We start from the raw sequence: 26,158 nt of genomic DNA, 5'->3' as shown, positions 1-26,158 counted from the left end.
AAGACGGTCCGCGACGCACTGGTGCGGTGACCTGCGGGCTGTACGTCTCGAACGTGATCCCAGGAGGACCGAAGTGACCGAATCCGCTCCCGTCGACCCCACATCGACCGAAGGCTGGAAGAAGCTCGACAGCATCGCTGCCGACTTCACCCCTGACCTGCGCGGGTGGTTCGACAGCGACCCCGGCCGTGCCGAGCAGTACACGTTCCAGGCAGCCGACCTGACCGTGGACCTGTCGAAGGGCCTCGTCACCGAGGACGTCCTCGCCGCCCTGCTGCAGGTCGCGAAGGACACCGGCGTCGCCGAGCGCTTCCAGGCGATGCTCTCCGGCGAGCACATCAACGTCACCGAGGACCGCGCTGTCCTGCACACCGCGCTCCGCCGTCCGAAGGCGACCGAGGGGCTCGTCCCGGCGGCGCCGCTGACCGTCGACGGCCAGGACGTCGACGCCGACGTGCACGCCACGCTCGACAAGGTCTACGCGTTCGCGTCGCAGGTGCGTGACGGCTCGTGGACCGGTGTCACCGGCAAGCGCATCGAGACCGTCGTCAACATCGGCATCGGTGGGTCCGACCTCGGCCCCGTCATGGTCTACGAAGCACTCAAGCCGTACGTCCAGCCCGGCCTCGAAGCCCGCTTCGTGTCGAACATCGACCCGGCGGACATCTACGAGAAGACCGTGGACCTCGACCCCGAGACCACGCTGTTCATCGTCGCGTCGAAGACCTTCGGCACCCTCGAGACCCTGACGAACGCGCGACTCGCCCGCCAGTGGCTGTGGGAGCGGCTCGGCCTGACCGACGCCGCCGACGACGAGAAGAAGAACGCCGTCGCGAAGCACTTCGTCGCCGTGTCCACCGCACTCGACAAGGTCGAGGCCTTCGGCATCGACCCCGAGAACGCCTTCGGGTTCTGGGACTGGGTGGGCGGCCGCTACTCCGTCGACTCCGCGATCGGCACGAGCGTCATCGTCGCGATCGGCCAGGAGAACTGGGAGCAGTTCCTCGCCGGCTTCCACGCGATCGACGAGCACGTCCGCACCACGCCGCTCGAGCAGAACGTCCCCGTCCTGATGGGCCTGCTCAACGTCTGGTACACGAACTTCCTCGGTGCGCAGAGCCACGCGGTCCTGCCGTACACGCAGTACCTGCACCGCTTCGCCGCGTACCTGCAGCAGCTCACCATGGAGTCGAACGGCAAGCGCGTCCGCTGGGACGGCTCGCCCGTCACCACCGAGACCGGCGAGGTCTTCTGGGGCGAGCCCGGCACGAACGGCCAGCACGCGTTCTACCAGCTCATCCACCAGGGCACCCGCCTGATCCCGGCCGACTTCATCACGGTCGCGAACCCGGCCCGTCCGCTCAAGGACGAGACCGGTGACGGCAAGGGCGTCGCACCCGGCACCGACGTGCACACGCTGTTCCTGGCGAACTTCTTCGCGCAGACCAAGGCGCTGGCGTTCGGCAAGAGCGCCGACGAGGTCCGTGCCGAGGGCACCACCGACGAGGGGATCGTCGCGGCGCGCACCTTCCCGGGCAACAAGCCGACGACGTCGATCCTGGCGCCGGAGCTCACCCCGAGCGTGCTCGGCCAGCTGATCGCGCTCTACGAGCACATCGTGTTCACCGAGGGCACGATCTGGGGCATCGACTCGTTCGACCAGTGGGGCGTGGAGCTCGGCAAGCAGCTGGCGCTGCAGGTCACGCCCGCAGTCGAGGGCGACCAGGCCGCGCTCGACGCGCAGGACGCCTCGACCAAGGCGCTCATCGCGAAGTACCTGGAGCTGCGCAAGTAACGGCGCACCCACCTGCGAGACGGGAGGCCCGTGGCGGATCCGCCACGGGCCTCCCGTCCGTCTGCCGGTCGCGCTGGCCGCGGGGCGGACGCGGCCCGAGACTCGGGGTGAGCGACAGTTCTCGGGACGCGCGCGCCGAGAACTGTCGCTGAGCGCGAGTCTCGGGCCCTGCGCTCCGAGACTCGCGGTCAGCGGGCGAGCGGGTCGAGGTTGAGCGTCGTCCCCTCGTAGAGGTGCTGGTCCGTCCCGAACACCTGCACGCCCTCGTTGAGCCAGACGAGCGCTCGCACGCTGATGCCGAACCGCGCGGCGACGTCCCCGATGAGGTCGTCCGGCGCGACCGTGTACGACCGCGGTGCCCCGCCCGTCGTCGCGGTGACCGGACCGGTCGCGTTCGCCCGGGCACCGGCGTCCTCCGGGTGCACGTTCGTCTGCCGCGCCGGGACGGACCACCGCACGGTTGTCACCGCGAGCACCTTGCCGGCAGCGATCTCGACCGGGGCCTCCTGCCCCGGAGCCGCCGCGGAGTAGGTCACGAGCGTGGTGAGGTGGGACGGGTCGACGCCGGATCCGCTCAGCGGGACGTCCACCGCGGTCGCCGTGCTGGTCGGCCCACCGAGCGTCCGGTCGCCGACGCCGGGGTAGGTCAGGCCGTCGCCGACCGCGCGCGGCAGGTCGAACAGGCCGACCCCGACCGGCACCGGCAGGGTCGAGGTGAAGCCGGAGTACTGCGCGGTGAACGTGTCGTCGCCGACCGCGACCACGCGGAACCGGAAGTGCACGCTGCCCTTCGGGGACGCGACGTCACCCTGGGCGAGGACGGTCCCGGCGGGGATCGGCGTCAGCGTCGGCGCCGGAGCCGCTGACTCGGTGGGTTCCGGGGTCGGCGTGCGGGGGTGCGCCGATGACTCGAGGAGGTCACCCTCCGGGTCGGCGTCCGGCGTCGGTGTCGGCGTGGCGGACGAGGTCGGCGTCGTCGCCGGGGTGGACGGGGCGGGGAGGGCTCGGTCCGACCCGCGCAGCAGCGAGCACCCCGACAGTGCCACGGTGGCCGCGACGACGACCCCGATCGCGAGCGTCCGGTTCATGATTCCCCCTCAGCTCGATGCTAACCGCGCGGTGTCCCCGGGGCGAACGCAGCGCCTCCGTCCTGTGTCTGCAGACGTACCGCGGATCCTCCGTCGTCCACGACGAGTGATACCGTCGGTATCAACGAGAGCAGGTGGTCATGGGCGTCAGGGTGGTCCCCGGGCAGCGCGGTGGGCCGGACCCGCGTCGACCCGACACGGAAGCCGTCGTGCGCGCGTTGGCCGGTCGGACCGACAGTGCGCCCGCGACCGTCCGTGCGGCGGTCGAGCACGTCCTGCACAGTCGTGAGCAGCAACACCACGCTGAGATGGAACTGCGGCGCGGGATCTTCAAGCTCGCCGACCTCGGCGTCCCGCAGCGCGAGATCGCGAAGCTCGCCGGGATCTCCCAGCCCGAGGTCTCGCGGCGGCTCTCCCGCCGGACCCTGACCACGAAGCGGCCGTCTCCGCGTGAGGTCATCTCCCGGCGCGAGGGTGGCCAGATCGACTCGGAGACGATGCTGCGCGAGCTGTCGTCGATGGCGTTGACGCACCGCACCCCGAAGCGTGGTGCGGCGTTCGACGGTGCCGCCTCGGCCACCGGCACCACCAAGGAACTCGCGGCGGCGTTCCAGGACGGCCTCCTGTCCGAGGTCGAGTACGAGACCGTCCGCCGGGCGATCGCCGAGCGGCAGACCCGCAAGCGCACCCGGTGACGGAGCTCCGCGACCGGGTGGCCGTCGAGCTGGGCCGTGCGCTCCGGGCCGACTCGCTCGACAACCCCTGGTCGGACACTGCCGGCGCGAGCACCAGGACGATCTACGCGCCGGACGGCTTCCTGTACGAGGCGAGCCGCCTGCGGTTCCACGAGTCCGTGCTCGAGGAACACCGCGCGCTGACCCCGTCGCCGGTCACCGACGGCTCGCTCGCGGTGGTCGTGACGGCCGGGCCGCCCGGGTCGGGGAAGTCGACCGCCCTGGAGCGGATGCCCGAGCTGTGCGGGTACCGGTCGATCGACGCCGACGAGTTCAAGGACCCGCTGCTCCTGCGCGCACAGGCGGACGGTCTGGTGGACCGGTGGACGGCTCGTCGCCTGGCCGACGACCGGCCGGTGCAGCTCCGTGAGATCGCCGGGTTCGTGCACGCCGAGTCGACCACCGTTGCCGACACGCTGCGCCGCCGAGCCCTCCGCAACGGCGAGAACGTCGTCGTGCACGGCACCCTGTCGAGCGTGGACTACCTCGACGACCTCCTCGCCGAGCTCGACGACGCCGGGTACGAGAAGCTGCGCATCGTCACCGTGGAGGTCCCGCTCGAGACGGCGATCGCGCAGGCCACCGATCGGTGGTGGAGCGTGCGCGATGCCGCCACGGATCCGCTCGGTGGTCGGTTCGTCCCCGAAGCAGCCATCCGTCGCTACTACCCGACCGGGTCGACCGAGTCGGTGTGCGGCGCGAACGCCCGGGTCCTCGGTGACCGGGCCGCCGACCTCGGCTGGGACGTGTCGATCGTCTGAGCGGTCGCCGGTGTCGGTCGGAACGGCTACCGTCGAGGCCATGGAGCGTTCGGAGATCCTCGCCGCGGCTGCCGCCGCGCACGCCGCCCGCATCGCAGAAGAAGGCGGTGACGACGGTGCTGCTCGTGAACGGGCGGAGAGTGTCCGGCGCCGGGCCGACGGCCTCACCGACCGGTACGACACGGTCGAGGGCGCGAGCGAGTCCGCTGCACGCGACGCCGCGCGCCGGAGAGCGGGCGAGGCCGACCGGGCGGCCTCCCGGACCGAGGGCGTGCTGTCCGACTGGCACCGCATGGGCACCCGACGCGGTGTGACGCCGGACGCCCAGGTGCGCACGGCGTGGACGGTCACCGGGGTGCCCGAACGCGGCGACGCTCGGGCGCTGGCGAACGTCCTGCTCTCGACCGCGGGGCACGCGGGCCGGGTGGCCGATGCCGCGCGACGCAACCCGGCGCTGTCCGGTGCCGCGAGCGCAGCTGCCCGACGGACCGTCCGGCGCTACACCGACCACGGCGCGGACATCGCGTCGCTCGGTGACGTGCTGGGGGACAGCCCGGAGCCCGACGGGTCCTGATGCTCACTCGGAGTGCGTTGGAGCGCTCCCGCTCTGACCAGGCGTTATGTGGACCGATCCAATCGTCCTGACGACAGAATGTCCAATTGACAGGACATGGATTCGGGTTACCATCGGTGCACGCACTGAAGCGCGATCACCGACGAAGGAGTCACCGAATGGTCGACATCAAGCCGACAGCCCCGACTGTCGCACTGCCCCCGATCGGGACCGGGCCGCACCGCCGACGCCTCGGCGTCCTGGCCCTGGTCGCCACGTTCGGCGGCCTGCTCTTCGGGTACGACACCGGTGTCATCAACGGTGCGCTCCTCCCGATGAAGGAAGAGCTCGGCCTGACGAACCTCACCGAGGGCATCGTCACGAGCTCGCTCCTGTTCGGTGCCGCGATCGGCGCCATGCTCGGTGGCCGGATCGCCGACGGCTGGGGTCGTCGCAAGACGATCATCGCCCTCGCGGTGACGTTCTTCTTCGGCACCCTGATCTGCGTCTTCGCCCCGGTGTTCGGCGTGATGGTGGTCGGCCGAGTGCTCCTCGGCCTGGCGGTCGGTGGTGCATCGACGGTCGTCCCGGTGTTCCTCGCCGAACTCGCCCCGTACGAGATCCGCGGTTCGTTGTCCGGCCGCAACGAGCTCATGATCGTGATCGGGCAGCTCGCCGCGTTCGTGGTCAACGCCTTCATCGGGACCATCTGGGGTGAGGGCAACGGGGTCTGGCGCGTCATGCTCGCCGTCTGCGCGCTGCCCGCGATCGCCCTGTTCGTCGGCATGCTGCGGGTGCCCGAGTCGCCACGGTGGCTCGCGTCGAAGGGTCGGTACGACGAAGCCCTCTCGGTGCTGCAGCAGGTCCGCACCACGGAGCGTGCGACCGCCGAACTCGACGACATCAAGCGCACGAACGAGTTCGAGCAGAAGGTCCAGAAGGTCAGTGGCTGGCGCACCCTGCTCGGCAACAAGTGGCTCATCCGCATCGTGCTCATCGGCGCCGGCCTCGGTGTGGCCCAGCAGCTGACCGGGATCAACTCGATCATGTACTACGGGCAGACCGTGCTCATCGAGTCCGGCTTCCAGGCGTCGGCGGCCCTCATCGCGAACATCGCACCGGGTGTCATCGCCGTGGTGGGTGGCGTCATCGCCATCTACAACATGGAGAAGATCAACCGCCGGACGACCCTGATCATCGGGTTCTCGCTCACGACGCTCTGCCACTTCCTGATCGGCATCGCCTCGGTCGCCCTGCCCGACGGCAACCCGGCCCGCCCGTGGGTGATCCTGTTCCTCGTCGTCGCGTTCGTCGGCTCGATGCAGACCTTCCTCAACATCGCCGTGTGGGTGCTGCTGTCGGAGATCTTCCCGACCCAGATCCGCGCGCTCGGCATGGGCATCTCGGTGTTCTGCCTCTGGATCGCGAACGCGTTCCTCGGGCTCTACTTCCCGACGATCGTCGCCGCGACCGGCATCACCGGGACGTTCTTCGGCTTCGGCATCGTCGGTCTGCTCGCGCTGCTCTTCATCTGGAAGTTCGTGCCGGAGAGCCGCGGTCGCACCCTCGAAGAGGTGGAAGAGGGCGTCACCACCGGCAACATCTTCACGGTCCCGCAGAAGGCGTCGCGCGGCTAGGTCGCGCACGTGGCGCGGTGATCGCGCGCACGGACGGACGGGAGGCCCGGTGCCAGCTGGCACCGGGCCTCCCGTCCGTTCAGTGGTCGCGCTACGGGCGCAGGAGCACCTTGCCGACGCGGCCGGCGGTGTCCGAGGCACGCACGGCGTCGCGGACGTCCTCGAACGCGAAGGTCTCGGCGACGGGGAGCGTCAGCGAGCCGTCGAGCACGCGGGTGATGAGCTCACCGAAGAGCTGCCCCTTCGTCTCGGCCGGCATCGTCTTGCTGACGACGGAGCCCCAGAAGCCCTTCACGGTGAGCTGGCCGAAGATGACCTTGCCGGAGGGGATCTCGAGCGTGGGCGAGGCCATCGCGCCGAAGACGACGAGGGTCGCGTTCTCGCCGAGCACGCTGGCGATGTCGCCGGCGGCCTTGCCGCCGACGGACTCGACACCGGCGACGATCGGGGCGCCTCCGGTGATCGCGGTGACCTGGTCCTTCCAGTCGTCCGCGTCGGTGGCGACGATGCGCTCGATGCCCTGCTCGCGCAGCTCCTCGACACCGGCGGCGCGACGCACCAGGCCGATGACGTTGATGCCGCGGGCCGCGCCGAGCTGGGCGACCATGCGCCCGACGGCACCGTTCGCGGCGTTCTGGATGAGCCAGTCGCCCTCGTGCAGGTCGAGCGAGTGCAGCAGGCTGATGGCGCTGAACGGCATCGAGACGAGCTGTGCTGCGGCCTCGTCGGTCATGGCGTCCGGCACCGGGACGAGCCCGGCGGCGTTCGCGGTGTAGTACTCGGCCCAGACGCCGAAGGCACCGCCGGCGACGCGCTGGCCGACCGTCAGGTTCGTGACGCCCTCGCCCAGGGCCTCGACGACGCCGAGCGCCTCGGTGCCGGAGGCTGCGGGCAGCTCGGGCTTGAAGCCGTAGGTGCCGCGGACGGTCCACAGGTCGTGGTTGTGGATGGGGGAGAGCACCGTGCGGACGAGGACCTCGCCGGCGCCGGGCGTGGGGACCGGGCGCTCCTGGACGCCGAGGACCTCGGCGGGCTCGGCGAAGGTCTCGTGGACGACGGCGCGCATGGTGGTGGGGGTGGTGTCGGTCATGCTCAGTCCTCCGAGACGGTGATGGTGACGTCGATGTTGCCGCGGGTCGCGTTCGAGTACGGGCAGACCTGGTGCGCAGCGTCGGCGAGTGCCTGGGCCTGGTCGTGCTCCAGGCCGGGGATGACGACCTCGAGCATGACGGCGAGCTGGTAGCCGCCGTCGCCGTTCGGGCCGATCTGCACGCGGCCGCCGACGGACGAGTCGGTGATCTTCACCTTCTGGCTGCGGGCGACGCCCTGCAGTGCGGAGTGGAAGCAGGCGGCGTACCCGGCGGCGAAGAGCTGCTCGGGGTTGGCGCCGTTGCCGGAGCCACCCATCTCCTTCGGGATGGCGAGGTCGAACTCGACCGTGCCGTCGCTCGTGGCGACGTGGCCGTTGCGGCCTTCGCCGGTGGCCAGGGCCTCGGCGGTGTAGAGGGCTTCCATGGTGTTCCTTCCTTCGTGGGGTCAGTGGTCCGCGGCGGCGCGGTCGGGCGTCGCGGCGGTGTCGTTCGTGGCCGCGGCGTGCATCGTCTCGGTCAGCCGGTGCAGGGTCGCGATGAGCTCCGTGGCGGCCTGCTCGTCGGGGAGCCCCATGCCGGCGGCGATCGTCGCCGGGATGTGCGCGAGGTCGGCACGGATGGTGCGGCCGCGGTCGCCGAGCGTGATCGTCACGACGCGCTCGTCGGCGCTGCGGCGCTCGCGGCGGACGAGCTCGGACTGCTCCATGCGGCGGAGCAGGGGCGACAGGGTGCCGGAGTCGAGCTGCAGGTGGTCGCCGAGGCTCGAGACGGTCTGGTCACCCTCGATCCACAGGGTCACGAGCACCAGGTACTGCGGGTAGGTCAGTCCCCAGGGTTCGAGCAGCGAGCGGTACGCCTGCGTGGTCGCGCGGCTCGCTGCGTAGAGGGAGAAGCACACCATCTCGTCGGTCACGGGCATGCCACCAGGATCGCACGCAACTCGGTTGTGCACAACCCAACACGTGCTCCGGCCCGGACGGTTAGGCTGACGTGACCCACGATGACCAGCAGCGACCTCGACTCCACCACGACCCCCGGCTCCGGGACCGCGTCGTCCCACGGCAAGACGATCCTGATCGGTGAGCACGCCGTGGTCTACGGCGCACCCGCTCTCGTCCTGCCGGTGCTCGACGCCCGGGTCGTCGCGACCGTGAGCCCCGTCACCGCCGGCGTCGACCAGGCAACCGGCACGGTCGTCGGGCACACCCTCGAGTCCACGGTGCACACCGGCCCGCTCGACCTCGCGCCCGCTGCCGTGATGCCGACCGTCACCGCCGTCACCGCGACCCTGCGGCACTTCGGCGTGACCGACCGGCACTTCCACGTCCGGGTCGACAGCGAGGTCCCGACCGCCCGGGGCATGGGGTCGAGCGCAGCGGTCGCCGCCGCCGTGACGGCAGCCGTCGCGGACGCCCTCGGCGAGACCCTCGACGCCGAGACCCACCACGACCTCATCCAGGAGTGCGAGCGGGTCGCCCACGGCCGTCCGTCGGGACTCGACGCCCGCGGTGTCGTCGCCGCGGTGCCGGTCTGGTTCGAGGGCGGCCGCATCGAGCCCGTCGCCCTCGGGGCCCGCTTCGCCTTCGTCGTCGCCGACACCGGTGTCCCCGGCCACACCCGGCAGGCGGTCGCGGCCGTGCGCGAACGGCACGAGCAGGACCCGGTCGCCGTCGACGCGGTCATCGACCGGATCGGCGCGCTCGCACGGCAGGCACGGGGGACACTCGAGGCTGGCGACGCACAGGGGCTCGGTGCCACGATGGACGCCGCGCACGACCTGCTCAGCGCACTCGACGTGTCGAGTGCCGACCTGGACCGGCTCGTCGACGCCGCACGAGCTGCGGACCCCCTCGGCGCGAAGCTGACCGGCGGCGGGCGGGGCGGGTGCGTGCTCGCACTCGCCGCGGACGACGACCACGCGGACCGCATCGCGGCCGCACTCCGCGGCGCAGGGGCCGCAGCCACCTGGACCACCACGATCGGAGCCCGCGCTTGATGACCGCCACCGCCGTCGCGCACCCCAACATCGCCCTCGTCAAGTACTGGGGCAAGGCGGACGCGCAGCTCGCGCTTCCCGCCACGGGCAGCGTCTCCATGGGTCTCGACGTCTTCCCCACGACGACGACCGTCACGCTGGACGGCGGCTCCGGTGACGGCCAGGAGGCGCGTGACCGGTTCACGCTGAACGGTCACGTCGTCGACGACGGCGCCCTGGTGCGCGTGCAGCAGTTCCTCGACCTCGTGCGGGAGCTCGCCGGCAGCGACGCCCGCGCGTCCGTCGTGTCCGAGAACACCGTGCCGACCGGCGCCGGACTGGCCTCGAGCGCCTCGGGGTTCGCGGCGCTCGCCACCGCGGCCTCGGCGGCGTACGGCCTCGACCTGTCCCCGCGCGACCTGTCCCGCCTGGCCCGACGCGGCTCGGGGTCGGCCACGCGGTCGATCCCCGGCGGTGTCGCCGTGTGGCACGCCGGTGACGACCAGGGGTCCTTCGCCGAGCCGATCCCGGCGCCACCGATGGCCATGGTGGTCGTGACGATCGACGCCGGACCGAAGCCGATCGGTTCGCGCGAGGCGATGCGCCGTACCATCGCGACGTCGCCGTTCTACCCGGCCTGGGTCACGTCGACCACCGAGACCGTCGGCGACATGCTCGACGCGTGCGCAGCCGGCGACTTCACGCGCATCGGCGAGATCACCGAGAGCAACGCGCTGCGCATGCACGCCACGATCGAGGGCGCCTTCCCGCCCATCCGCTACCTCAACGCGCGCAGCGTCGCCGTGTTCGACGCCGTGGGCGAACTCCGCGCCGCCGGGCTCGAGGCCTACGCCACCGCCGACGCCGGCCCGAACGTGGTCGTGCTCTGCCGGCCCGAGGACCGCTCCGCCGTGGCCACCGCGCTGGCGTCCTTCGGCGACGTCATCGAGTCCGGCACCGGACCTGCCGCTCGGGTGCTCCGCTCCGAAGAGATCGGGGTCGCCGCAGCGAGCGACGGCCCCGACCAGAAGGAGTCCGTGCAGTGATCGAGTTCCGCGCCCACGGCAAGCTGTTCGTCGCCGGCGAGTACGCCGTCGTCGAGCCCGGCCAGCCGTCCGTCCTCATCGCCCTCGACCGCGCCATCACGGCACGCGTGTCCGAGGCGCACGGTGCGGGCAGCGTGCACTCGGAGGAGTACGGCCACCTGCCGCTGACGTGGACGCGCGACGAGGACGGTCTCGCCCTCGACCGCGAGCACCACCCCTACGACTACGTGATGGCGACGATCGACCTCGTCGAGAAGCTCCGCGCCGAGCGGGGGATCGCCCCGCGCTTCCACGACCTGCGGATCGAGAGCCAGCTCGACGACGCCAGCGGCCGGAAGTTCGGGCTCGGGTCCTCGGCGGCGGTCACCGTCGCGACCGTCGGCGCCCTCGACCGCTTCTACGGCATCGGCCTGACGCAGCGCCAGCGGTTCCAGGTCGCGATGCTCGCCACCATCCGGGTCAACCCGCGGGCATCCGGCGGCGACCTCGCCGCGAGCACGTTCGGCGGCTGGCTGCGCTACAGCGCCCCGGACCGTGACCGTCTCGCCTCGCTCGTCGACGAACGCCGGGTGACCGACATCCTCACCGACGCCGATGCGTGGGAAGGCTTCGACGTCCAGCGCCTGCCGGCCCCCGAGAACCTGCAGCTCCTGGTCGGCTGGACCGGCTCGCCGGCCTCGACCACGAAGCTCGTCGGCGTCGTGCGTCGACACCGCAACGGCGGGTACCAGGCGTTCCTCGACGAGAGCCGCAGCTGTGTCGACGACCTGACCACGGGCCTCCAGACCGGCGACGCCGAGCAGACGCTCGACGCGCTCCGACGTGCCCGGGTGCTCATGCAGCGCCTCGGCGACTCGGTCGGGTCGAAGATCGAGACCGACCGCCTGGCGACCCTGTGCGACATCGTCGAGGCCGCGGGCGGAGCGGCGAAGCCGTCCGGTGCCGGCGGCGGCGACTGTGGCATCGCGCTCGTCCCGGCGGACATCGACCCCGCCGGCATCCACCGCGCCTGGGAGGCGCACGACATCAGACACCTCAGCGTCGCGGTGCGAGCACCAGAAGGAGCCCTCGATGAGTGACCTGCTCACGCCGATCCCGACCAAGTGGGTCGGACCGATCCGCATCAGCGGCAACGCGGTCCAGGGCGAGCACGAGGTCCCGCTCGCCACGTACGAGTCGCCGCTCTGGCCGTCCGTCGGCCGCGGCGCCCGCATCTCGCGCATGGTCGACGACGGCATCGCCGCGACCGTCGTCGACGAGCGCATGACCCGCTCGGTCGTCGTCCGCGCGGCCAGTGCCGCCGCGGCGCACGTCGCTGCGGGGCAGATCCTCGCGCGACAGGACGAGCTCGAGGCGCTGGTCGCCGGGCAGAGCCGGTTCGCGAAGCTCATCGAGGTGCACCCCGAGATCGTCGGTGACCTGCTGTTCCTGCGGTTCGCCTTCACGACCGGTGACGCCTCCGGCCACAACATGGTCACGCAGGCGGCGGACAAGCTCCTGCCCGCGATCCTGGCGTGGCAGCCGGGCCTGCGCTACGTGTCCGTGTCGGGCAACTTCTGCACCGACAAGAAGGCCAGCGCGGTGAACGGCATCCGTGGTCGTGGCCGCAACACCATCGCCGAGATCGTGATCCCCGGCGAGATCGTCGAGAAGCGCCTGCGGTCGAGCACCGAGCGCATCGTCGAACTCAACATCGCGAAGAACCTCATCGGCTCGACCATCGCCGGGGCGCTCCGCTCCGCGAACGCGCACTACGCGAACATGCTGCTCGGCTTCTACCTGGCCACCGGGCAGGACGCCGCGAACATCGTCGAGGGCTCGCAGGGCATCACGAGTGCCGAGAACCGCGACGGCGACCTGTACTTCGCCACCTCGCTGCCGCACCTGATCGTCGGCACGGTCGGCAACGGCAAGGGCGGGGACCTGCCCGTCGTCGAGGACGCCCTGGTGCGCCTCGGCTGCCGCGAGGAGCGCGAGCCCGGTGCGAACGCCCGTCGTCTCGCCGCCATGTGCGCCGCCACGGTGCTGTGCGGGGAGCTCTCGCTCCTCGCCGCCCAGACGAACCCGGGTGAGCTGATGGCCGCCCACGTCGCCATGGAGCGACGCGGCACGAAGCCGGCCGGAGGCGCAGCATGACGCGCATCGGCATCCACGACATCGCCATCGCGACCGGGCACCACGTGCTCGAGCTCGACGACCTGGCCGAGCGCCTCGGCGTCGACCCGGCGAAGTACCACGTCGGCATCGGCCAGGACGCCTTCAGCGTGCCCGCCCCGGACGAGGACATCGTCACGATGGGGGCCGCCGCGGCCAAGGAGGTCATCGACCGCCACGGTGTCGAGGGCATCCGCACCGTGCTGTTCGCCACCGAGTCCGGCGTCGACCAGTCCAAGGCCGCCGGCGTCTTCGTGCACGGGCTGCTCGGCCTGCCGAAGAACGTCCGCGTCGTCGAGCTGAAGCAGGCCTGCTACGGCGGGATGGCCGCCGTACAGCTCGCCCTCGGCATCATCGCTCGGGCCCCGCACGAGCGTGTGCTCGTGATCGCCGCCGACGTCGCCCGCTACGACGTCGACACCGCCGCCGAGCCCACCCAGGGTGCCGGTGCGGCCGCGATCCTGGTGTCCGCCGACCCCGACCTGATCGAGATCGAGCCGGCCGCGGGCGTGTTCACCGCCGACGTCGACGACTTCTGGCGCCCGAACGACCGCTCCACTGCGCTGGTCGACGGTCGTCTGTCCGTCAGCGCCTACGTCGACGCGTTCGTCGGCGCCTGGGACGACCTGGCGGACCAGGGCGGACCGGCGTACGAGGACATCGTGCGCTTCGTCCACCACCAGCCGTTCACGAAGATGGCGCTCAAGGCCCACCGGAAGCTGACGCAGCACGTGGGCGTGCCGTTCGACGAGTCGGAGCTGTTCGTCGGCTTCACGTACAACAAGCAGACCGGCAACACGTACACGGCGTCGCTCTGGATCGGGCTCGCCGCGCTCCTCGACCTCGACGAGGACCTGGCGGGTGAGCGCATCGCCCTGTTCAGCTACGGCTCGGGCAGCGTCGGCGAGCTCCTCACCGGCATCGTGCAGCCGTCCTACCGTGACCACCGTCGCGTCGGCCGCGTCCGGCAGCTGCTCTCGGCCCGCGTTCCGCTGACCGTGGACGCGTACCGGGAGCTGCACGCGACCGGCGCCGCGACGAGCGAGGACGTCGAGCGTCCGCGCGTCACGGCTGGGCCGTACCGCTTCGCCGGTGTGCGCGGCGGCGCGCGCCACTACGAGGCGACCGCGCAAGCCTGACCCCTCCGCGCAGGCCTGACCCTTCCGCGAAAGCGACAGATCTGTGCGGAACGTTCGCAGGGATCTGTCGCTTCCGCGTGACGGACGGGAGGCCCGTGGCGGCCCCGCCACGGGCCTCCCGTCCGTCCGCTGGTCACGTGGCGGCCAGCACCTCGCGTTCCAGACGCTGGTAGCTGGTCTCCATGCCGTCGGTCATGCCGGTCGCCAGGATCACGTCGCGCTGCGTCCGGTCGGGGTAGGTGATGCGCAGCGTCAGCAGGGTGACGCCGTCGGCCTCGTCGAACTGCAAGTCGTTCGTGTTCGGCGGGAACGGCGCACCGGTCATCCGCTCGGTCGACACCATCCGCCGCTCCGGTTCCACGACGAGGTTCTCGCCCTCGAACCCGAACGGCTCGCCCTCGGTGTCACCCGTCGGCGCCCACGCCTGCCGGAACGTGCCACCCGGCGTCAGGTCGTTCTCGTACACCGTCATCTCCCACCCGTCCGGTCCGAGCAACCACTGCCGGACGAGCTCGGGCTCGGTGTGCGCCCGCCACAGCAGGTGGCGTGGTGCTGCGAAGGCCCGCGTGATGCGGACGTGGGTGTCGTCGACGAGCTCGGTGACGGTGCCCTTGCCCAGGGCGTCCTCGCGCAGGTCGGCGAGGACGGCGTCGAGCTGTCCGAAGGCCTGCTCGTAGCCCTCGACCATGCCCATGTCCACCATGGTCTCGAGGTCGGCGGTGGACCCGAACGACGACTGGACGGTCACACGCGACCCGGTTCCGACGGTCTCGAACGACAGGACGGTCTCGCTGGCCGGCAACGCGTCGTCGACCTCGCCGTCGGCGTCGGTGAAGAGGTCGCGGAAGACGATGCGGTGTGGCTCGTCGACCTCGGTGACCTGCCAGACCGCGTGGAACCGCTCGCCCTGTGGTGAGGTCATCCGGTAGTCGGCGCGGCCGCCGGGCCGCAGGTCGAACGACGTGAAGGTGGCGGGGAAGCCGGGTGGGCCCCAGAAGCGTTCGAGCTGACGGGGATCGGTGAAGGCGCCCCAGAGGCGCTCGACCGGGACGGGGAACTCGGCGACGAGCGTCAGCGCGAGGGCCTCGGGATCGGTGTGGACGGACGTGGTGGGCATCATCGGCTCCTGGTCGTCGGTTCGGTCGTCGGGTTCGGTCCCGGTCCCAGGCTCCGTCCGGGCGACCTCGTGCGCAAGGGGGACGTGCAGGTAGTCTGTCCGCGGAGATCGAAAGGGGCGATGTCAGTGGGCTCGAGCGCGTCGGACACCGTCAGTGCCCTCGTCGCGACCCTTCCTCCGTCGCCGAGGCTCCCGGACGTCGTCGCCGGGGTCGGGCGGTTCGTCGGCAAACCGACCCGCGTGGTCGACGTCGACGGTCCGAGCTGGGGACCGCTCACCGCGTTGGTGTCGCAGTTCGAGCACGAGAACCTCGTCCTGGTGCCGGCTGGCGCCCCCGAGCTGTACCGGATGCACTGCGTCCTGCACGAGCTCGGACACCTCGTGCACGGTGACGCCGGAGCCCCGACCACCACCTCGATCGCCGAGTTCGCCTCGGGCGGGCACGTGTGCCGCCGCGCCCTCGACGGCGACACCGGACTGGTGAGCATCTCGGACGACGACGAGCACTTCGCCGAGCGGTTCGCGTACGAGCTGGCGACCGTGCTGCTCGCCGGCAGCGCGAGCGCGGACGAGCGGGCCTACGGCTGATGGCCGTCCTGCACGCCGCCGCCTTCTGGTGCGCGGCGCTGATCTTCCTCGCCCGCACGACCTACGTGCTCCGGAACCCACGTGGCCGCGCCGCCTGGGGTGCGACCGGCGTCGGTGCGCTCGGGCTGCTGACGCTCGGCAGCGTCGTGCCGCAGACCGTGCTCGACGGCGCCCTCGGGGGCACGAACCTCATCAACCTGGTGCAGAACGTGTGCGCCACGGCGGCCTTCTGGCTGATGCTCCGGGCGAGCACGTCCGACCTGCCGAAGCGGCCGGGGTTGGCGAGCCCGCTGGCGCTCCTCGTGGTGGTCGTGGCCTTCGCCGTCCCGTTCTTCGCCGTGCGCGACCGGGGCGGCACCGACTTCCACTTCATCGTGCGGGAGATCCACCAGCCGGCGATGTGGCTCTACGGGTCGGTCTACATGGTGGGTGTCGGCGTGATCGCCGCCGCGACGCTCCGGTACGGCGTGCTGCGGAACCCGGTCGCGCTCGTGGTCTTCCGGGTGGGCCTGTCGCTCGTGGTCATCGCGAGCATCGACGAGCTGCTCTCCCTCACCGCCGACCACTTCGGGTGGTTCCCCGCCCCGCTGCGCGACGGACTCCGTCTGGGCTTCGACCCGCCGTTCTACCTGGGCATCGTCCTCATCGTCGTCGCGATGGCGTCCCTGACGTTCCGCCGGTGGTGGCGGGACGTGACGTGTCGTCGGCACCACCGACGGCTCCGTCGCATCGCACGGCGCCACGAACTGCGCGCCGTCGAACGGGACGGCGACGTGCAGGCACGGACCTACGACCTCGTCATCGCGATCCGCGACGCCGAGGTGCAGGGCCGCACCCTCGACGACGCCGAACTCGCCCAGGTGCGCTCGGCGGAACTGACCCTGACCCGCAGTCTCGGAGGCTGATGCGATGACGATCGTCTGGTGGGTGCTCGGCGTGCTCGTCGTGCTGGCGGCGGCGTTCCTGCTCGTGGTGCGGAAGGTCGTCGGCAAGATCGTGCTGCCCGGCGGCGACCGCTGGACCCCCGTGCTCGAGACGACCGACGACTCGATCCGGCTCCCGATCACCGACGACACCGTGCGCCCGGGGGAGTACGGCCTGTGGCACGACGGTACCGGGCACACCACGGTCGGACCGGTGCTCGACGTCGACGAGGCCGCCGGCACCGTGCGGCGTGCGGTGGTCCGGACGACGGGCGACGTGTCGACACGGGTGCGGTGGAGCGGGCACGTGCACCCGGACCCCGCCGCGATGGACGTCGACTGGGCGGAGGTCGACCTGGCGACGCCCGTCGGCCCTGCGCCGGCGTGGGTCATCCGGCCCGGTGGCCCCGAGGCCGAGCTCGCGCAGACCACCGCAGACGCGCCCGGCGCCGACACGCCCGGCGCCGACGCGCCCGGCGCCACCTGGGCCGTCCACGTGCACGGCATCCGCACCACCCGCGTGACGGCGCTCCGGACCGTGCCGGCGGCACTCGAGGCCGGCTGGACCTCGATCGTCCCGTCGTTCCGCGGCGACGGCGAAGCGCCCTGGCAGGGCCGTGCCTCGCACCTCGGCGCCCGGGAGTGGCCCGACGTCGAGGCCGCACTCGACCACGCCGTCGCGAACGGGGCCGAACGGCTCGTCATCGTGGGGTGGTCGATGGGCGCGACGATCACCCACGAACTGCTGGCGCGGTCGGCGCACCGCGACCGGTTCGTCGGACTGGTCCTCGTCTCGCCGGCGCTCGACTGGGCGACCACGGTGCGCTCCCAGGCCGGTCGTGCCGGGCTCCCTGGGTTCGTCGTCGGTGCCGCGCTCCGGGCGATGGCGCTGCCGCTCGTGTGCCGCCTCGTCGGGCTCCGCTCGCCCGTGGACGTCCGCGCGCTCTCCTGGTTGCACGCGCCGCGGAGCCTGCCGCCGACCCTGCTCATCCACTCGTCGGGGGACACCACCGTGCCGTTCGCCGTCAGTCGGGAGTTCGCCGACGCACACCCCGACTCCGTGACGTTGGCGGTCAGCGAGCCCGCCGAGCACGCCTGGGAGCGGAACGTCGACGCCGTCTGGTTCGACACCACGATCACGACCTGGGCGAGATCGCTCGACCACACCGGCACCATGGAGTAGAAGGGGCCATGGGTCAGCTCATCTACGACGGCCAGCCGCTCGACCTCCGCATCGACGACCGTGCCATGACACACCTGCAGATCGTGATCGTGAACATGCTCCGGCGTGATCACCGGTTCGCGTTCTCGTGGAAGGACGACGTCGTCCACGGCAACGGCCGCAGCACGATCTGGTTGAACCCCAACGTCGGCCTGCACTTCAAGTTCTCCGGCAGCCGGGTGCCGTCGATCAACCGCAGTTGGCTCGAGGACCTCTACGCCTCAGCCACGTCCGGGTCGGGGCTCGTCCTGACTCCGGAACCGCCGGACACGAGCACGGCGGCCGACTCGGCGTGGTCGCGAGCGGTCGCACCGGGGGACGCCGACGACGCTTCGGGAACACCGAGCGGTAGCACGGCTGAGTGATTCCCGTCAACGGGTTCCGAAGATCCGCCGATCGTCGTAGCGTTTCTGTACCGCGGATCAGAGTCGTCCCTTCGGGCCGGCATCCAGGGAGCCGGTGACGGCAACGAACCGCGGCAGGAGGGGGACCCGAATGACCGTGACGCAGTGCGCGCCCGGCGCCGACCAACCATCGGCGATCGAGTGGCGAGCACGACGAGAGTCCCGGATCAGGAGACTCGTCGTCCAGGAAGCCGGGTCATCGCACCCGGGTCCTTGCGTCACGCCACTGGGCTCGTCGGTCAGGTCTCACTGACCGGCACCCTTCCACAGGACGCCCCGGCTGTCGGATTCGGGTTCCGCTGCCGGGGCGTTCTGCTGCCCGGGCGTTCTGCTGCTCGCATCGGGCGGGGGCTGCTGGCTCAGTAGACGTCGCGGACGTACCGCTTCGTGCGGCGCAGGTCGGCCAGGTACGACAGCGCGTCGTCCTCGTCCCGCCCGCGGCCGGTGCGGATGACGTCGAGCAGCGCGGCCTCGACGTCCTTCGCCATCCGCGAGGCGTCGCCGCACACGTACACGTGGCCGCCGTCCTCGAGCCAGGCGAACAGCTCGGCGGACTGCTCGCGCATCCGCGTCTGCACGTAGACCTTCTCGGCCTGGTCGCGTGAGAACGCCAGGTCGAGGCGGTTCAGCACGCCCTGCTCCTGCAGCTCGGTGAGCTCGTCCTGGTAGACGAAGTCGGTGTCGCGGTGCTGGTCGCCGAAGAACAGCCAGTTGCGCCCCGTCGCACCCGCCGCAGCCCGCTCGTGCAGGAACCCACGGAACGGGGCGATGCCGGTGCCCGGACCGATCATGATCATCGGTGCGGACGCGTCGGCCGGCACGCCGAACGACGCGTTCGGCTGCAGGTAGACGTCGACCGTACCGTCGGGGGCGACCCGGTCGGCCAGGAACGTCGACGCGACACCGGCGTACATCCGGTGGGGGTCGCCGTACCGGACGGACGCGATGGTCAGGTGGATGCGGTCCGGGTGCGCCAGCGGGCTCGACGAGATCGAGTACTGGCGTGCCTGCAGCGGGCGCAGGTTCGGCAGCAGCTCGTCGAGTCCGGGAGCGGCCGGTCCGGCGTCGCGCAGCAGGTCGAGGACGTCACGGCCCCACAGCCACCGGTCCAGTTCGTGCTTGTCGCCGTGCGAGACGACCGCGGCGAGTTCGCTCGCCGGGGCGCGCTGCACCAGGTCCGCGATGAGGTCCTTCGACGGGGTCCGGACCTCGCGGTCGCTCCGCAGGACCTCGGTGATCGGTCGGCCGTCGAACGACTCGCCGCCGTTCGCGCCGACCTGCTCGAGCAGCTCCGCGACGAACACCTCGTCGTTGACCGGCACCACCGCCAGGGCGTCGCCGGCGGCGTACTCGATGCCGGAGTCGCCGAGGTCGAACTCGTAGTGCCGGATCTCCTTCGCGCTGCGCGGCGAGGAGAGCAGCCGGTTCGCAGCCAGCCGCGACGGGTACGGGTTGCGCTTGTTCCACTGCGACCCCGGTCGGGAGGCACGGCCCGCGCCCGCCACGCCGGTCGCGGTGGCACCGCCGTCGGCACCACTGCCCGTGGTCGCGCCGGGTGCGCCCGTCGCGCCGGCCTCGGCAGCGAGCCGGTCGAGCACGGCGGCGCTCCAGAGTGCGGCGGCGTCCTCGAAGTCGACGTCGCAGTCCACGCGGTCGTGCACCCGGGTCGCGCCGAGCTGCTCGAAGCGGGTGTCGAGGAGCTTGCCGGCCTGGCAGAACTCGTCGTAGCTGGTGTCCCCGAGGCCGAGGACGGCGTACTGCAGCCCCTCGAGCCGCGGCACGGTGGACGCCTGGACCGCGTCCCAGAACAGGCCGGCGTTGTCGGGCATCTCGCCCTCGCCGTACGTCGAGGTGACGACGAGCACGTGGGTCATCCCGGCGAGCTGCTCCGGGGTGACGGCGTCGAGTGCAGCGGCACGGCCACCGAGCCCGCGGGCCTTCGCCCCGGCGACGAGCTCGTCGGCCAGGAACTCCGCGTTGCCGGTCTGCGTACCGAACAGCACGTCGATCGTCGTCGTGGGGGCGGCACCGGACGCCTTCTTGCCGGCGGCGGCGATGCCCGCGATGAACCCGGCCAGCCAGGACTCCTGGGCAGCCGAGAACGGTGCGTCGACGGGGATCAGCGATCCGGTCGGGGGGAGCAGGCTCACGCGGACACCGCCTCGGTCGGCGCCTGGGGTGCACGGCGGGCGATGTCCTCGAGCGCCGCGGTGGCGAGCAGCTCGTCGAAGCGGGCCTCGCGGACGCGGCCGTCGTTCTTGGCGTTCTGGTGCATGATCCACCCCGTGGTGCCCGGTGCGTCCATGCTGCGGTTGTTCCGCTGCGTGAGCGCACGCTTGTAGTCGTCGAGCCGCTTGATGGCGATGAGCGTCGCGAGCTGGTCGTCCGCGAACCGGTCGAGCGTGCCGCGCAGGTACTTCACGACGCGCTGCTTCACCGAGAAGTCCTCGGTCAGGACGAGGTTCTTCACCGCTTCGGTGACGCGGGGGTCGTTGGGACCCGCACCGGGGACGCGCTCGAGGGCGACGTCCTGGGCGACACCGAGCACCGTGTACGACGACAGCAGCGAGAACATGTCGTCGCCCTGGTCGCCGAGCGCCGGGGCACGGCCGCCGAGGACGGTGCGCTGGTCGCGGTAGTCGACCTTGAACGCTCGGAGCTTGTCCGTGGCGATCGAGGTCGCGAGCTCGTCGAGCAGCTCGGGGCGGGTGGCCGCCGCGAGGATCTCGCCAGCGTCCTGCGAGAGCAGCAGGGCGCGCGGCATGCCGACGAAGACGTGCTGCCGGGTGGTCTCCCAATCGGCGAGCAGCCGCTCGGCCAGCGCCGACCCGGTCGCCTCGAGGTGCCACTCGAGCAGCAGGCGCGCGCCGGCCTCGTGGAACGCCCCGCGCTCGGTGTCGGTGACGGGGAACACGAGGAGCGAGTCAATGCTGGCCCGCTGGGCGACCTGACCGGACGGGTCGTACTGGTACAGGAACCCGCCGGACATGCCGTTGCCGAGGCCCTTGCCGAACGCGCCGAGGTTGAACACGGCACCGCCGGTCATGTACTCGCACCCGAAGTCGCCGACGCCCTCGACCACAGCCGTGGCGCCGGAGTTGCGCACGGCGAAGCGGTCTCCGGCCTCGCCCTCGACGAACGTGCGGCCACCGGTGGCCCCGAAGAGCGCGAAGTTGCCGATCAACACGTTCCCGCCCTGGTCGGCACTGCCGCCGCCGGGAGCGCGGACGATGATCCGACCGCCGCTCTGGCTCTTGCCGACGCCGTCGTTCGCGGTGCCGGTGTGCTCGAGCACGATGCCGTCGTTGTTGAACACGCCGTACGACTGCCCGGCCGACCCCTGGGTGCGGATCGTGACCGCACCGTCGACCAGCCGGCGGCGCCCGCGGTCGTCGGTCGCCACGGCGGGCAGCCCCTGGACGTCCTCGGCGCGGAGCTCGTGGTTGAGCAGGCGCTCGACGTCGATGCCGAGCTGACCGCCGACGGACTTGTCGCTGTTGCCGAGCAGGACCCCGTGCACGAGCACGTGCTCCTGGGCGTGGTCGACCAGCGCCGTGCGGATGCGCTCGAGCAGCGCGTCGTCGGTGTGGAAGTCCTTCTCCAGGTACTCCGGGTCCGTCACGACCTTCTCCGGCACCTGCGCGAGCAGGGCGCGGGCGTCCAGACGCCCGACGCTCGCCGGGTGGTCGAGGAGCTGCAGCAGGTCGGTGCGACCCCGTGCCTCGCGCAGCGAGCGCAGACCGAGGCGGGCGAGGATCTGCCGCACGTCGTGGGCGATGTTGAGCAGGTACTGCGCGAGTGCACGCGGGTCGCCCTCGAACGCCTCGGCGTTCGTGGTGAGGCCGGCCGGGCACTTCACGTTGCAGTTCTTCGCCATGACGCAGCCGAGCATCATGAGCGCGGTCGTGCCGAACTCGAAGCTGTCACCGCCGAGCAGGGCGCTCGTCACGACGTCGGACCCGGTCTGGTGCGCGCCCGAGCAGCGGAGCGTGACCTTGGAGCGCAGGCCGTTCGCGACGAGGGCCTGGTGGACCTCGGCGACGCCGATCTCCGCCGAACGTCCCGCGTACTTCAGGCTCGTGACGGCCGCGGCACCGGTGCCACCGGTGTTGCCCGCGACGTTGATGACGTCCGCGCCGGCCTTGGCGACGCCGACCGCGATGGTGCCGATGCCCTCGGAGGACACGAGCTTCACGATCACGCGGACACGGGCGGCCTTGCAGTCGTGGATGAGCTGCGCCAGGTCCTCGATCGAGTACGTGTCGTGGTGCGGCGGCGGCGAGATGAGCTCGACGCCGGGCGTGCCACCACGGGCCGCGGCGATGTCCACCGTGACCTTCGGCGCGGGCAGCTGACCGCCCTCGCCGGGCTTCGCGCCCTGACCGATCTTGATCTCGAGTTCCTCGAGCATGGGGTCGGCGAGGTAGCCCGCCCAGATGCCGAAGCGACCCGAGGCGAACTGCTTGATCCGCGAGCCACGGATGGTGCCGTAGCGGGAGTGGTGCTCGCCGCCCTCACCGCTGTTCGACATGCCGCCGACCATGTTCGTGCCGTGCGCCACCGCCTCGTGCGCGGTGGCGACGAGGGCGCCGTGGCTCATCGCGCCGGACGCCAGGGTCCGGGTGATCTCGTGCGCCGGCTGGACCTCGTCGAGCTCGACGCTGTCGGGCGCGCTCTCGAGCAGGGCGAGCAGCCCGACGGCCGCGCCGGTGGCGCGGAGCGTCACCTGGGTGGCGTCGACGGAGTCGACGTCGACCTGGCCCGGGTACAGCAGCGCGAGGCCGTCTGCCAGGGCCGCGTGGCGCAGTGCACCCGTCGTGCCCGTCGACGCGAGCTGCAGGCGGAACTGCTCCGTGCCTCCCGGGAGCTCGTCGGAGAACGCCGGACGCGAGCCGGACAGCCCGCGCACGGTGACGCTGGCGTTGCCGGTCGTCGAGAACCGACCCAGCTCGCGCGCGAAGTCCGAGGCTTCGTCGATGCCGGTGACGTCCGCGGGCAGCGCGAGCACGTCGCGGAGCGCAGCGGGACGGCGCGACCGTTCGTCGTGCGTGGTCTGCAGGAACGTGACGTAGCCCGGCGTGATCCGGTGCTGGTCGATCTCGGTGTCACTGAGGCGGTCGTAGCCGGTGTTGCGGTACGCCGCGTCGGTGATGCCGAAGGAGTCGTCGAGCTGGCCGAGCGTCAGCAGGCGCAGGGCGTCCGAGTCGCCGGAGCGCTCGAACGACGGACGCTCCTCGGTCATGCCGCCGAACCCGCGGACGCTCGCGACGCCGAACGAGTGGCCGGCACCGTCCGAGCGCTCCTTGAATAGGCCGAGCAGGGGGACCTGGCCCTCGGCCGCGACCGAGCGGGCACGCTCGTGCCAGTCGGTCGCCGCCTGGGCGATGCGGGCGAAGCCGACGCCGCCCACGGGGGCCTGCATGTGCGGGAACACCCGCGCCAGGACGTCGTCGCCGGTGTCCAGGTAGTTCGGCTCGAAGAACGCGCCACCGATGTAGCTCTCGGCGGTGCACAGGCCGACGCGACCCATGGTCTTCGCGAGCGCCTTCTCGGCGGCCTTGCGGAACTGCTTCAGCGCGAGGTCCGTCGCGGTGAGCTCACCGGCGGGTGCCGGCGCGGCGGGGTACTTCTCCTCGGCACGCAGGCGCGCGCTCAAGCTGTACACAGCCGAGGCGCCGAAGCCGAGGGCCGTCGCCACGTGGTGTGACGATGGCAGCTGACCGCTCTCGGCGACGACGGACACCCGCAGGCGCAGCCCGGTCTCGATGAGCCGCTGGTTCACGGCGGCCACGGCCAGGATCACGGGCAGGGGCGCACGGGTCGACGAGACCTCGCGGTCGGTCAGCACGGCGATGCCGCCGGACGTCCCCGCGAACTGCTCCACGGCGTCGCACAGGGCGTCCACGGCGTCGCGCACGGCGTCGGCGTTCGCCTGCTCGTCGCCGAGCACCGGCACGTAGAGCATGTCGAAGCGCTCGAGCGGCACGATGTCCTGGTCGCGCAGGCGCACCATGTCCAGGTGGCCGAGGATCGGCGACTGCACGACGAGCTGTCGGCTCGTCGAACCCGTGCCGTCCGGCTTCGCGCCGAGCGCCACGCGCATGCTCATGCCGTCGGCTTCACGGATCGAGTCGAGCGGCGGGTTCGTCACCTGGGCGAAGCGCTGCGAGAAGTACTTCGCCATGCCGCCCTCGGTGTCGCTCAGGGCGTTGATGGCGTTGCCGTAGCCCATCGCCGAGATCCGCTCCGAGCCGTTCTGCAGCATCGGGTCGAGCATGAACCGGAAGCTCTCCTGGTTCAGCGAGTACGCCACGTACCGGCCGGCGAGCGACAGATCGCCCTCGTAGCCCAGGGTGGTCGTCGTGCGCTCGTAGTCCGGAGCGGGCAGGTCGTCGAGGTCCACACGCGCAGCGTCGAGCAGCGTGCCGTAGTCGCGGCGGGCCGCGAGCATGCGCAGCACCTCGTCCGTGCGCATCCGGGTGCCGGTGCGGTGGTCGACGACGAGCATGCCGCCGGCCTCGATGCGGCCGCGGTGCACGACCTCGTCGGCGTCGAACGTGACCTGACCGGCCTCGGACGACACCATCAGGTACTCGGTGGTCTCGACGGTGCGCAGCGGACGCAGCCCCAGGCGGTCCAGGCGCGCGCCGACCACGTCGCCGTCGCTGAAGATCACGGCGGCGGGGCCGTCGTTCTTCTCCTCGTACAGCGAGAAGTACTCGAGCATGTCCCGCACGTCGGCGGTCAGCGTGCGGTCGTTCTCCCACGCCGGCGGCATGAGCGAGACCACGGCCTCGACGATCTCGAGCCCGTCGTCGAACACGCGGCTCTGCAGCGTCTGGTCGAGGCGGCTCGAGTCCGACTGCCCGGGCGGGCGCACGATGCTGCGGGTGCGGGCACGCGCCAGAGCCTCGTCCGACAGCCGGTTCTTCCGGTCGGTGTTCAGCTCGCCGTTGTGCGCCATCAGCCGGAACGGCTGCGCCATCGTCGGGTGCGGCTCGGTGTTCGTCGAGAACCGGGTGTGGAAGTACAGCGTCCGCACCGAGTGACGCGGGTCACGCAGGTCCGTGAAGTACCCGATGACCTCGCCCGAGTTCAGGCGGCCCTTCAGGATCTGGGTCCGGGCGCTGAGCGACAGCGGGTACAGGGCCGCGTGCTCGGCGCGCTGCTCGGCGGCCTCGCCGTAGGACACCGACTCGATCGCGAGCAGGGCACGGTTCGCCGCGGCGTCGACCTCGGTGCGGTCCCACTGCTCGGGCGCGCGGAAGACCCACTGCACGATCGGCAGCTGGTACTGCTCGGCCTCGGGCCGGGCGACGGAGTGGTCCACCGGGACGTCGCGGACGACGAGCAGCTCGAAGCCCTGCTGCTCGATGGCGTCCGTGACGGTCTGCCGCGCACGGGCGCGCTCGGCGTCCGCCGCCGCACCTGCGCCGCTCGGCACGAAGCAGTTCGCGACACCGAAGTGACCGGCGCGGAGCTCCTGGCCGGTGATGGCGCTGAAGAACTCCACCGACAGGTCGATGCTCACACCGGCGCCGTCACCGACACCCTCGGCGGACTTGCCGCCGCGGTGGGGGATGGCGCAGAGCGCTTCGTCACCCTTGCGGATGACGTCGTGGTGGGGCGTGCCGTCGAGTCGGGTGATGAAACCGACGCCGCAGTCGCTCGATTCGCGGGCAGGGTCGTAGAGACCGAAAGATGTGGGGTTCACGTGTGCGGGTCCAGTGGGGCGTTGCCGGCAGCGGACGGCCAGGCTGCATCGATGGAGCGCTCGCCGCGGGCAGACCGGTGTTGGCAGTCGGGCCCTGTGGGGTTGTGGTGCGGTACGGCGATGCTACGGCGCGGTATACCGCCCACGCAACACCGCGGGTCCGGGCGTGTGATGGTGTCGCACCGTGCGCGCCTGTCCGGCTGGTGCGAGGTTGCCC

General features: G+C 71.5%; 21 protein-coding genes. 14 read left to right on the top strand and 7 right to left on the bottom strand.

The window, feature by feature from the left end; all coding sequences use genetic code 11:
• Positions 1–73 precede the first annotated feature (73 nt).
• Positions 74–1,795, top strand: coding sequence for a glucose-6-phosphate isomerase (gene pgi / locus EDF51_RS09955; protein WP_123938439.1), 1,722 nt, complete (start codon positions 74–76; stop codon positions 1,793–1,795).
• Between the two features lie 188 nt (positions 1,796–1,983).
• On the opposite strand, the gene EDF51_RS09950 is transcribed toward pgi, so the two are convergent.
• Positions 1,984–2,883 carry a LysM domain-containing protein gene (locus tag EDF51_RS09950; RefSeq protein ID WP_134194693.1) on the bottom strand — a complete coding sequence of 300 codons (900 nt, stop codon included), beginning with the start codon at positions 2,881–2,883 and terminating at the stop codon, positions 1,984–1,986.
• A 140-nt stretch (positions 2,884–3,023) separates the two neighbouring features.
• On the opposite strand from EDF51_RS09950, the gene EDF51_RS09945 reads away from it, so the two are divergent.
• The 4 genes from EDF51_RS09945 (at position 3,024) to EDF51_RS09930 (ending at position 6,568) form a co-directional block, all read left to right on the top strand.
• Entirely contained in the window at positions 3,024–3,578 is a 555-nt protein-coding gene (locus EDF51_RS09945; RefSeq protein WP_131846617.1) for a hypothetical protein, read from the top strand.
• Positions 3,575–4,378 (top strand): zeta toxin family protein, encoded by an 804-nt coding sequence (locus EDF51_RS09940; RefSeq protein ID WP_123338485.1) that lies wholly within the window; start codon positions 3,575–3,577, stop codon positions 4,376–4,378. The genes EDF51_RS09945 and EDF51_RS09940 overlap by 4 nt, the downstream gene beginning before the upstream one ends.
• A gap of 40 nt (positions 4,379–4,418) precedes the next feature.
• Positions 4,419–4,952 carry a hypothetical protein gene (locus EDF51_RS09935; RefSeq protein ID WP_134194691.1) on the top strand — a complete coding sequence of 178 codons (534 nt, stop codon included), beginning with the start codon at positions 4,419–4,421 and terminating at the stop codon, positions 4,950–4,952.
• A gap of 158 nt (positions 4,953–5,110) precedes the next feature.
• Positions 5,111–6,568 carry a sugar porter family MFS transporter gene (locus EDF51_RS09930; RefSeq protein ID WP_134194689.1) on the top strand — a complete coding sequence of 486 codons (1,458 nt, stop codon included), beginning with the start codon at positions 5,111–5,113 and terminating at the stop codon, positions 6,566–6,568.
• Between the two features lie 91 nt (positions 6,569–6,659).
• Here the strand turns inward: EDF51_RS09930 and EDF51_RS09925 are convergent, their stop codons facing one another.
• Genes EDF51_RS09925 through EDF51_RS09915 form a run of 3 tightly spaced genes read right to left on the bottom strand, consistent with a single transcriptional unit; the run spans position 6,660 to position 8,578 of the window.
• Entirely contained in the window at positions 6,660–7,634 is a 975-nt protein-coding gene (locus EDF51_RS09925; RefSeq protein ID WP_166673188.1) for a zinc-binding dehydrogenase, read from the bottom strand.
• A 26-nt stretch (positions 7,635–7,660) separates the two neighbouring features.
• On the bottom strand, positions 7,661–8,083 hold the full coding sequence (locus tag EDF51_RS09920) for an organic hydroperoxide resistance protein (RefSeq protein ID WP_133937705.1): 423 nt from the start codon (positions 8,081–8,083) through the stop codon (positions 7,661–7,663).
• 21 nt (positions 8,084–8,104) lie between these two features.
• Positions 8,105–8,578: a MarR family transcriptional regulator gene (locus tag EDF51_RS09915; RefSeq protein ID WP_185020884.1), complete on the bottom strand. Its 474-nt coding sequence runs from the start codon at positions 8,576–8,578 to the stop codon at positions 8,105–8,107.
• Positions 8,579–8,659: 81 nt separating this feature from the next.
• On the opposite strand from EDF51_RS09915, the gene mvk reads away from it, so the two are divergent.
• Genes mvk through EDF51_RS09890 form a run of 5 tightly spaced genes read left to right on the top strand, consistent with a single transcriptional unit; the run spans position 8,660 to position 13,973 of the window.
• Positions 8,660–9,655 carry a mevalonate kinase gene (gene mvk, locus EDF51_RS09910; RefSeq protein WP_134194687.1) on the top strand — a complete coding sequence of 332 codons (996 nt, stop codon included), beginning with the start codon at positions 8,660–8,662 and terminating at the stop codon, positions 9,653–9,655.
• Entirely contained in the window at positions 9,655–10,680 is a 1,026-nt protein-coding gene (mvaD, locus tag EDF51_RS09905; RefSeq protein ID WP_243837110.1) for a diphosphomevalonate decarboxylase, read from the top strand. Before mvk ends, mvaD begins: the two co-directional genes overlap by 1 nt.
• Positions 10,677–11,759, top strand: a complete 1,083-nt coding sequence (locus EDF51_RS09900) for a phosphomevalonate kinase (RefSeq protein WP_134194683.1) — start codon at positions 10,677–10,679, stop codon at positions 11,757–11,759. The genes mvaD and EDF51_RS09900 overlap by 4 nt, the downstream gene beginning before the upstream one ends.
• Positions 11,752–12,816 (top strand): hydroxymethylglutaryl-CoA reductase, encoded by a 1,065-nt coding sequence (locus tag EDF51_RS09895; RefSeq protein WP_134194681.1) that lies wholly within the window; start codon positions 11,752–11,754, stop codon positions 12,814–12,816. Before EDF51_RS09900 ends, EDF51_RS09895 begins: the two co-directional genes overlap by 8 nt.
• Complete coding sequence (locus EDF51_RS09890) at positions 12,813–13,973, top strand: hydroxymethylglutaryl-CoA synthase (protein WP_134194679.1); 1,161 nt, start codon at positions 12,813–12,815, stop codon at positions 13,971–13,973. Before EDF51_RS09895 ends, EDF51_RS09890 begins: the two co-directional genes overlap by 4 nt.
• A 133-nt stretch (positions 13,974–14,106) precedes the next feature.
• On the opposite strand, the gene EDF51_RS09885 is transcribed toward EDF51_RS09890, so the two are convergent.
• Positions 14,107–15,090 carry an SRPBCC family protein gene (locus tag EDF51_RS09885; RefSeq protein WP_134194677.1) on the bottom strand — a complete coding sequence of 328 codons (984 nt, stop codon included), beginning with the start codon at positions 15,088–15,090 and terminating at the stop codon, positions 14,107–14,109.
• Between the two features lie 120 nt (positions 15,091–15,210).
• On the opposite strand from EDF51_RS09885, the gene EDF51_RS09880 reads away from it, so the two are divergent.
• The 4 genes from EDF51_RS09880 to EDF51_RS09865 are packed head-to-tail and all read left to right on the top strand — an operon-like array spanning position 15,211 to position 18,188.
• The gene (locus EDF51_RS09880; protein WP_134194675.1) at positions 15,211–15,678 is read left to right on the top strand and encodes a hypothetical protein; all 468 of its coding nucleotides are present in this window, start codon (positions 15,211–15,213) and stop codon (positions 15,676–15,678) included.
• Entirely contained in the window at positions 15,678–16,583 is a 906-nt protein-coding gene (locus EDF51_RS09875) for a hypothetical protein (RefSeq protein WP_134194673.1), read from the top strand. Before EDF51_RS09880 ends, EDF51_RS09875 begins: the two co-directional genes overlap by 1 nt.
• Positions 16,584–16,587: 4 nt before the next feature.
• Complete coding sequence (locus EDF51_RS09870; RefSeq protein ID WP_134194671.1) at positions 16,588–17,784, top strand: alpha/beta fold hydrolase; 1,197 nt, start codon at positions 16,588–16,590, stop codon at positions 17,782–17,784.
• An 8-nt stretch (positions 17,785–17,792) separates the two neighbouring features.
• The gene (locus EDF51_RS09865) at positions 17,793–18,188 is read left to right on the top strand and encodes an ATP-dependent DNA ligase (RefSeq protein ID WP_123291787.1); all 396 of its coding nucleotides are present in this window, start codon (positions 17,793–17,795) and stop codon (positions 18,186–18,188) included.
• 398 nt (positions 18,189–18,586) lie between these two features.
• On the opposite strand, the gene EDF51_RS09860 is transcribed toward EDF51_RS09865, so the two are convergent.
• Both EDF51_RS09860 and EDF51_RS09855 read right to left on the bottom strand, forming a co-directional pair.
• Positions 18,587–20,377, bottom strand: coding sequence for a sulfite reductase subunit alpha (locus EDF51_RS09860; protein WP_134194669.1), 1,791 nt, complete (start codon positions 20,375–20,377; stop codon positions 18,587–18,589).
• Complete coding sequence (locus EDF51_RS09855; protein WP_134194667.1) at positions 20,374–25,941, bottom strand: glutamate synthase-related protein; 5,568 nt, start codon at positions 25,939–25,941, stop codon at positions 20,374–20,376. Before EDF51_RS09855 ends, EDF51_RS09860 begins: the two co-directional genes overlap by 4 nt.
• Between the last annotated feature and the right edge of the window lie 217 nt (positions 25,942–26,158).

This window comes from Curtobacterium sp. PhB25, assembly GCF_004365375.1.
Lineage (GTDB): Bacteria > Actinomycetota > Actinomycetes > Actinomycetales > Microbacteriaceae > Curtobacterium.
Note: the sequence above shows the minus strand (reverse complement) of the source record. Positions and strands in the feature narration are given on the sequence as shown.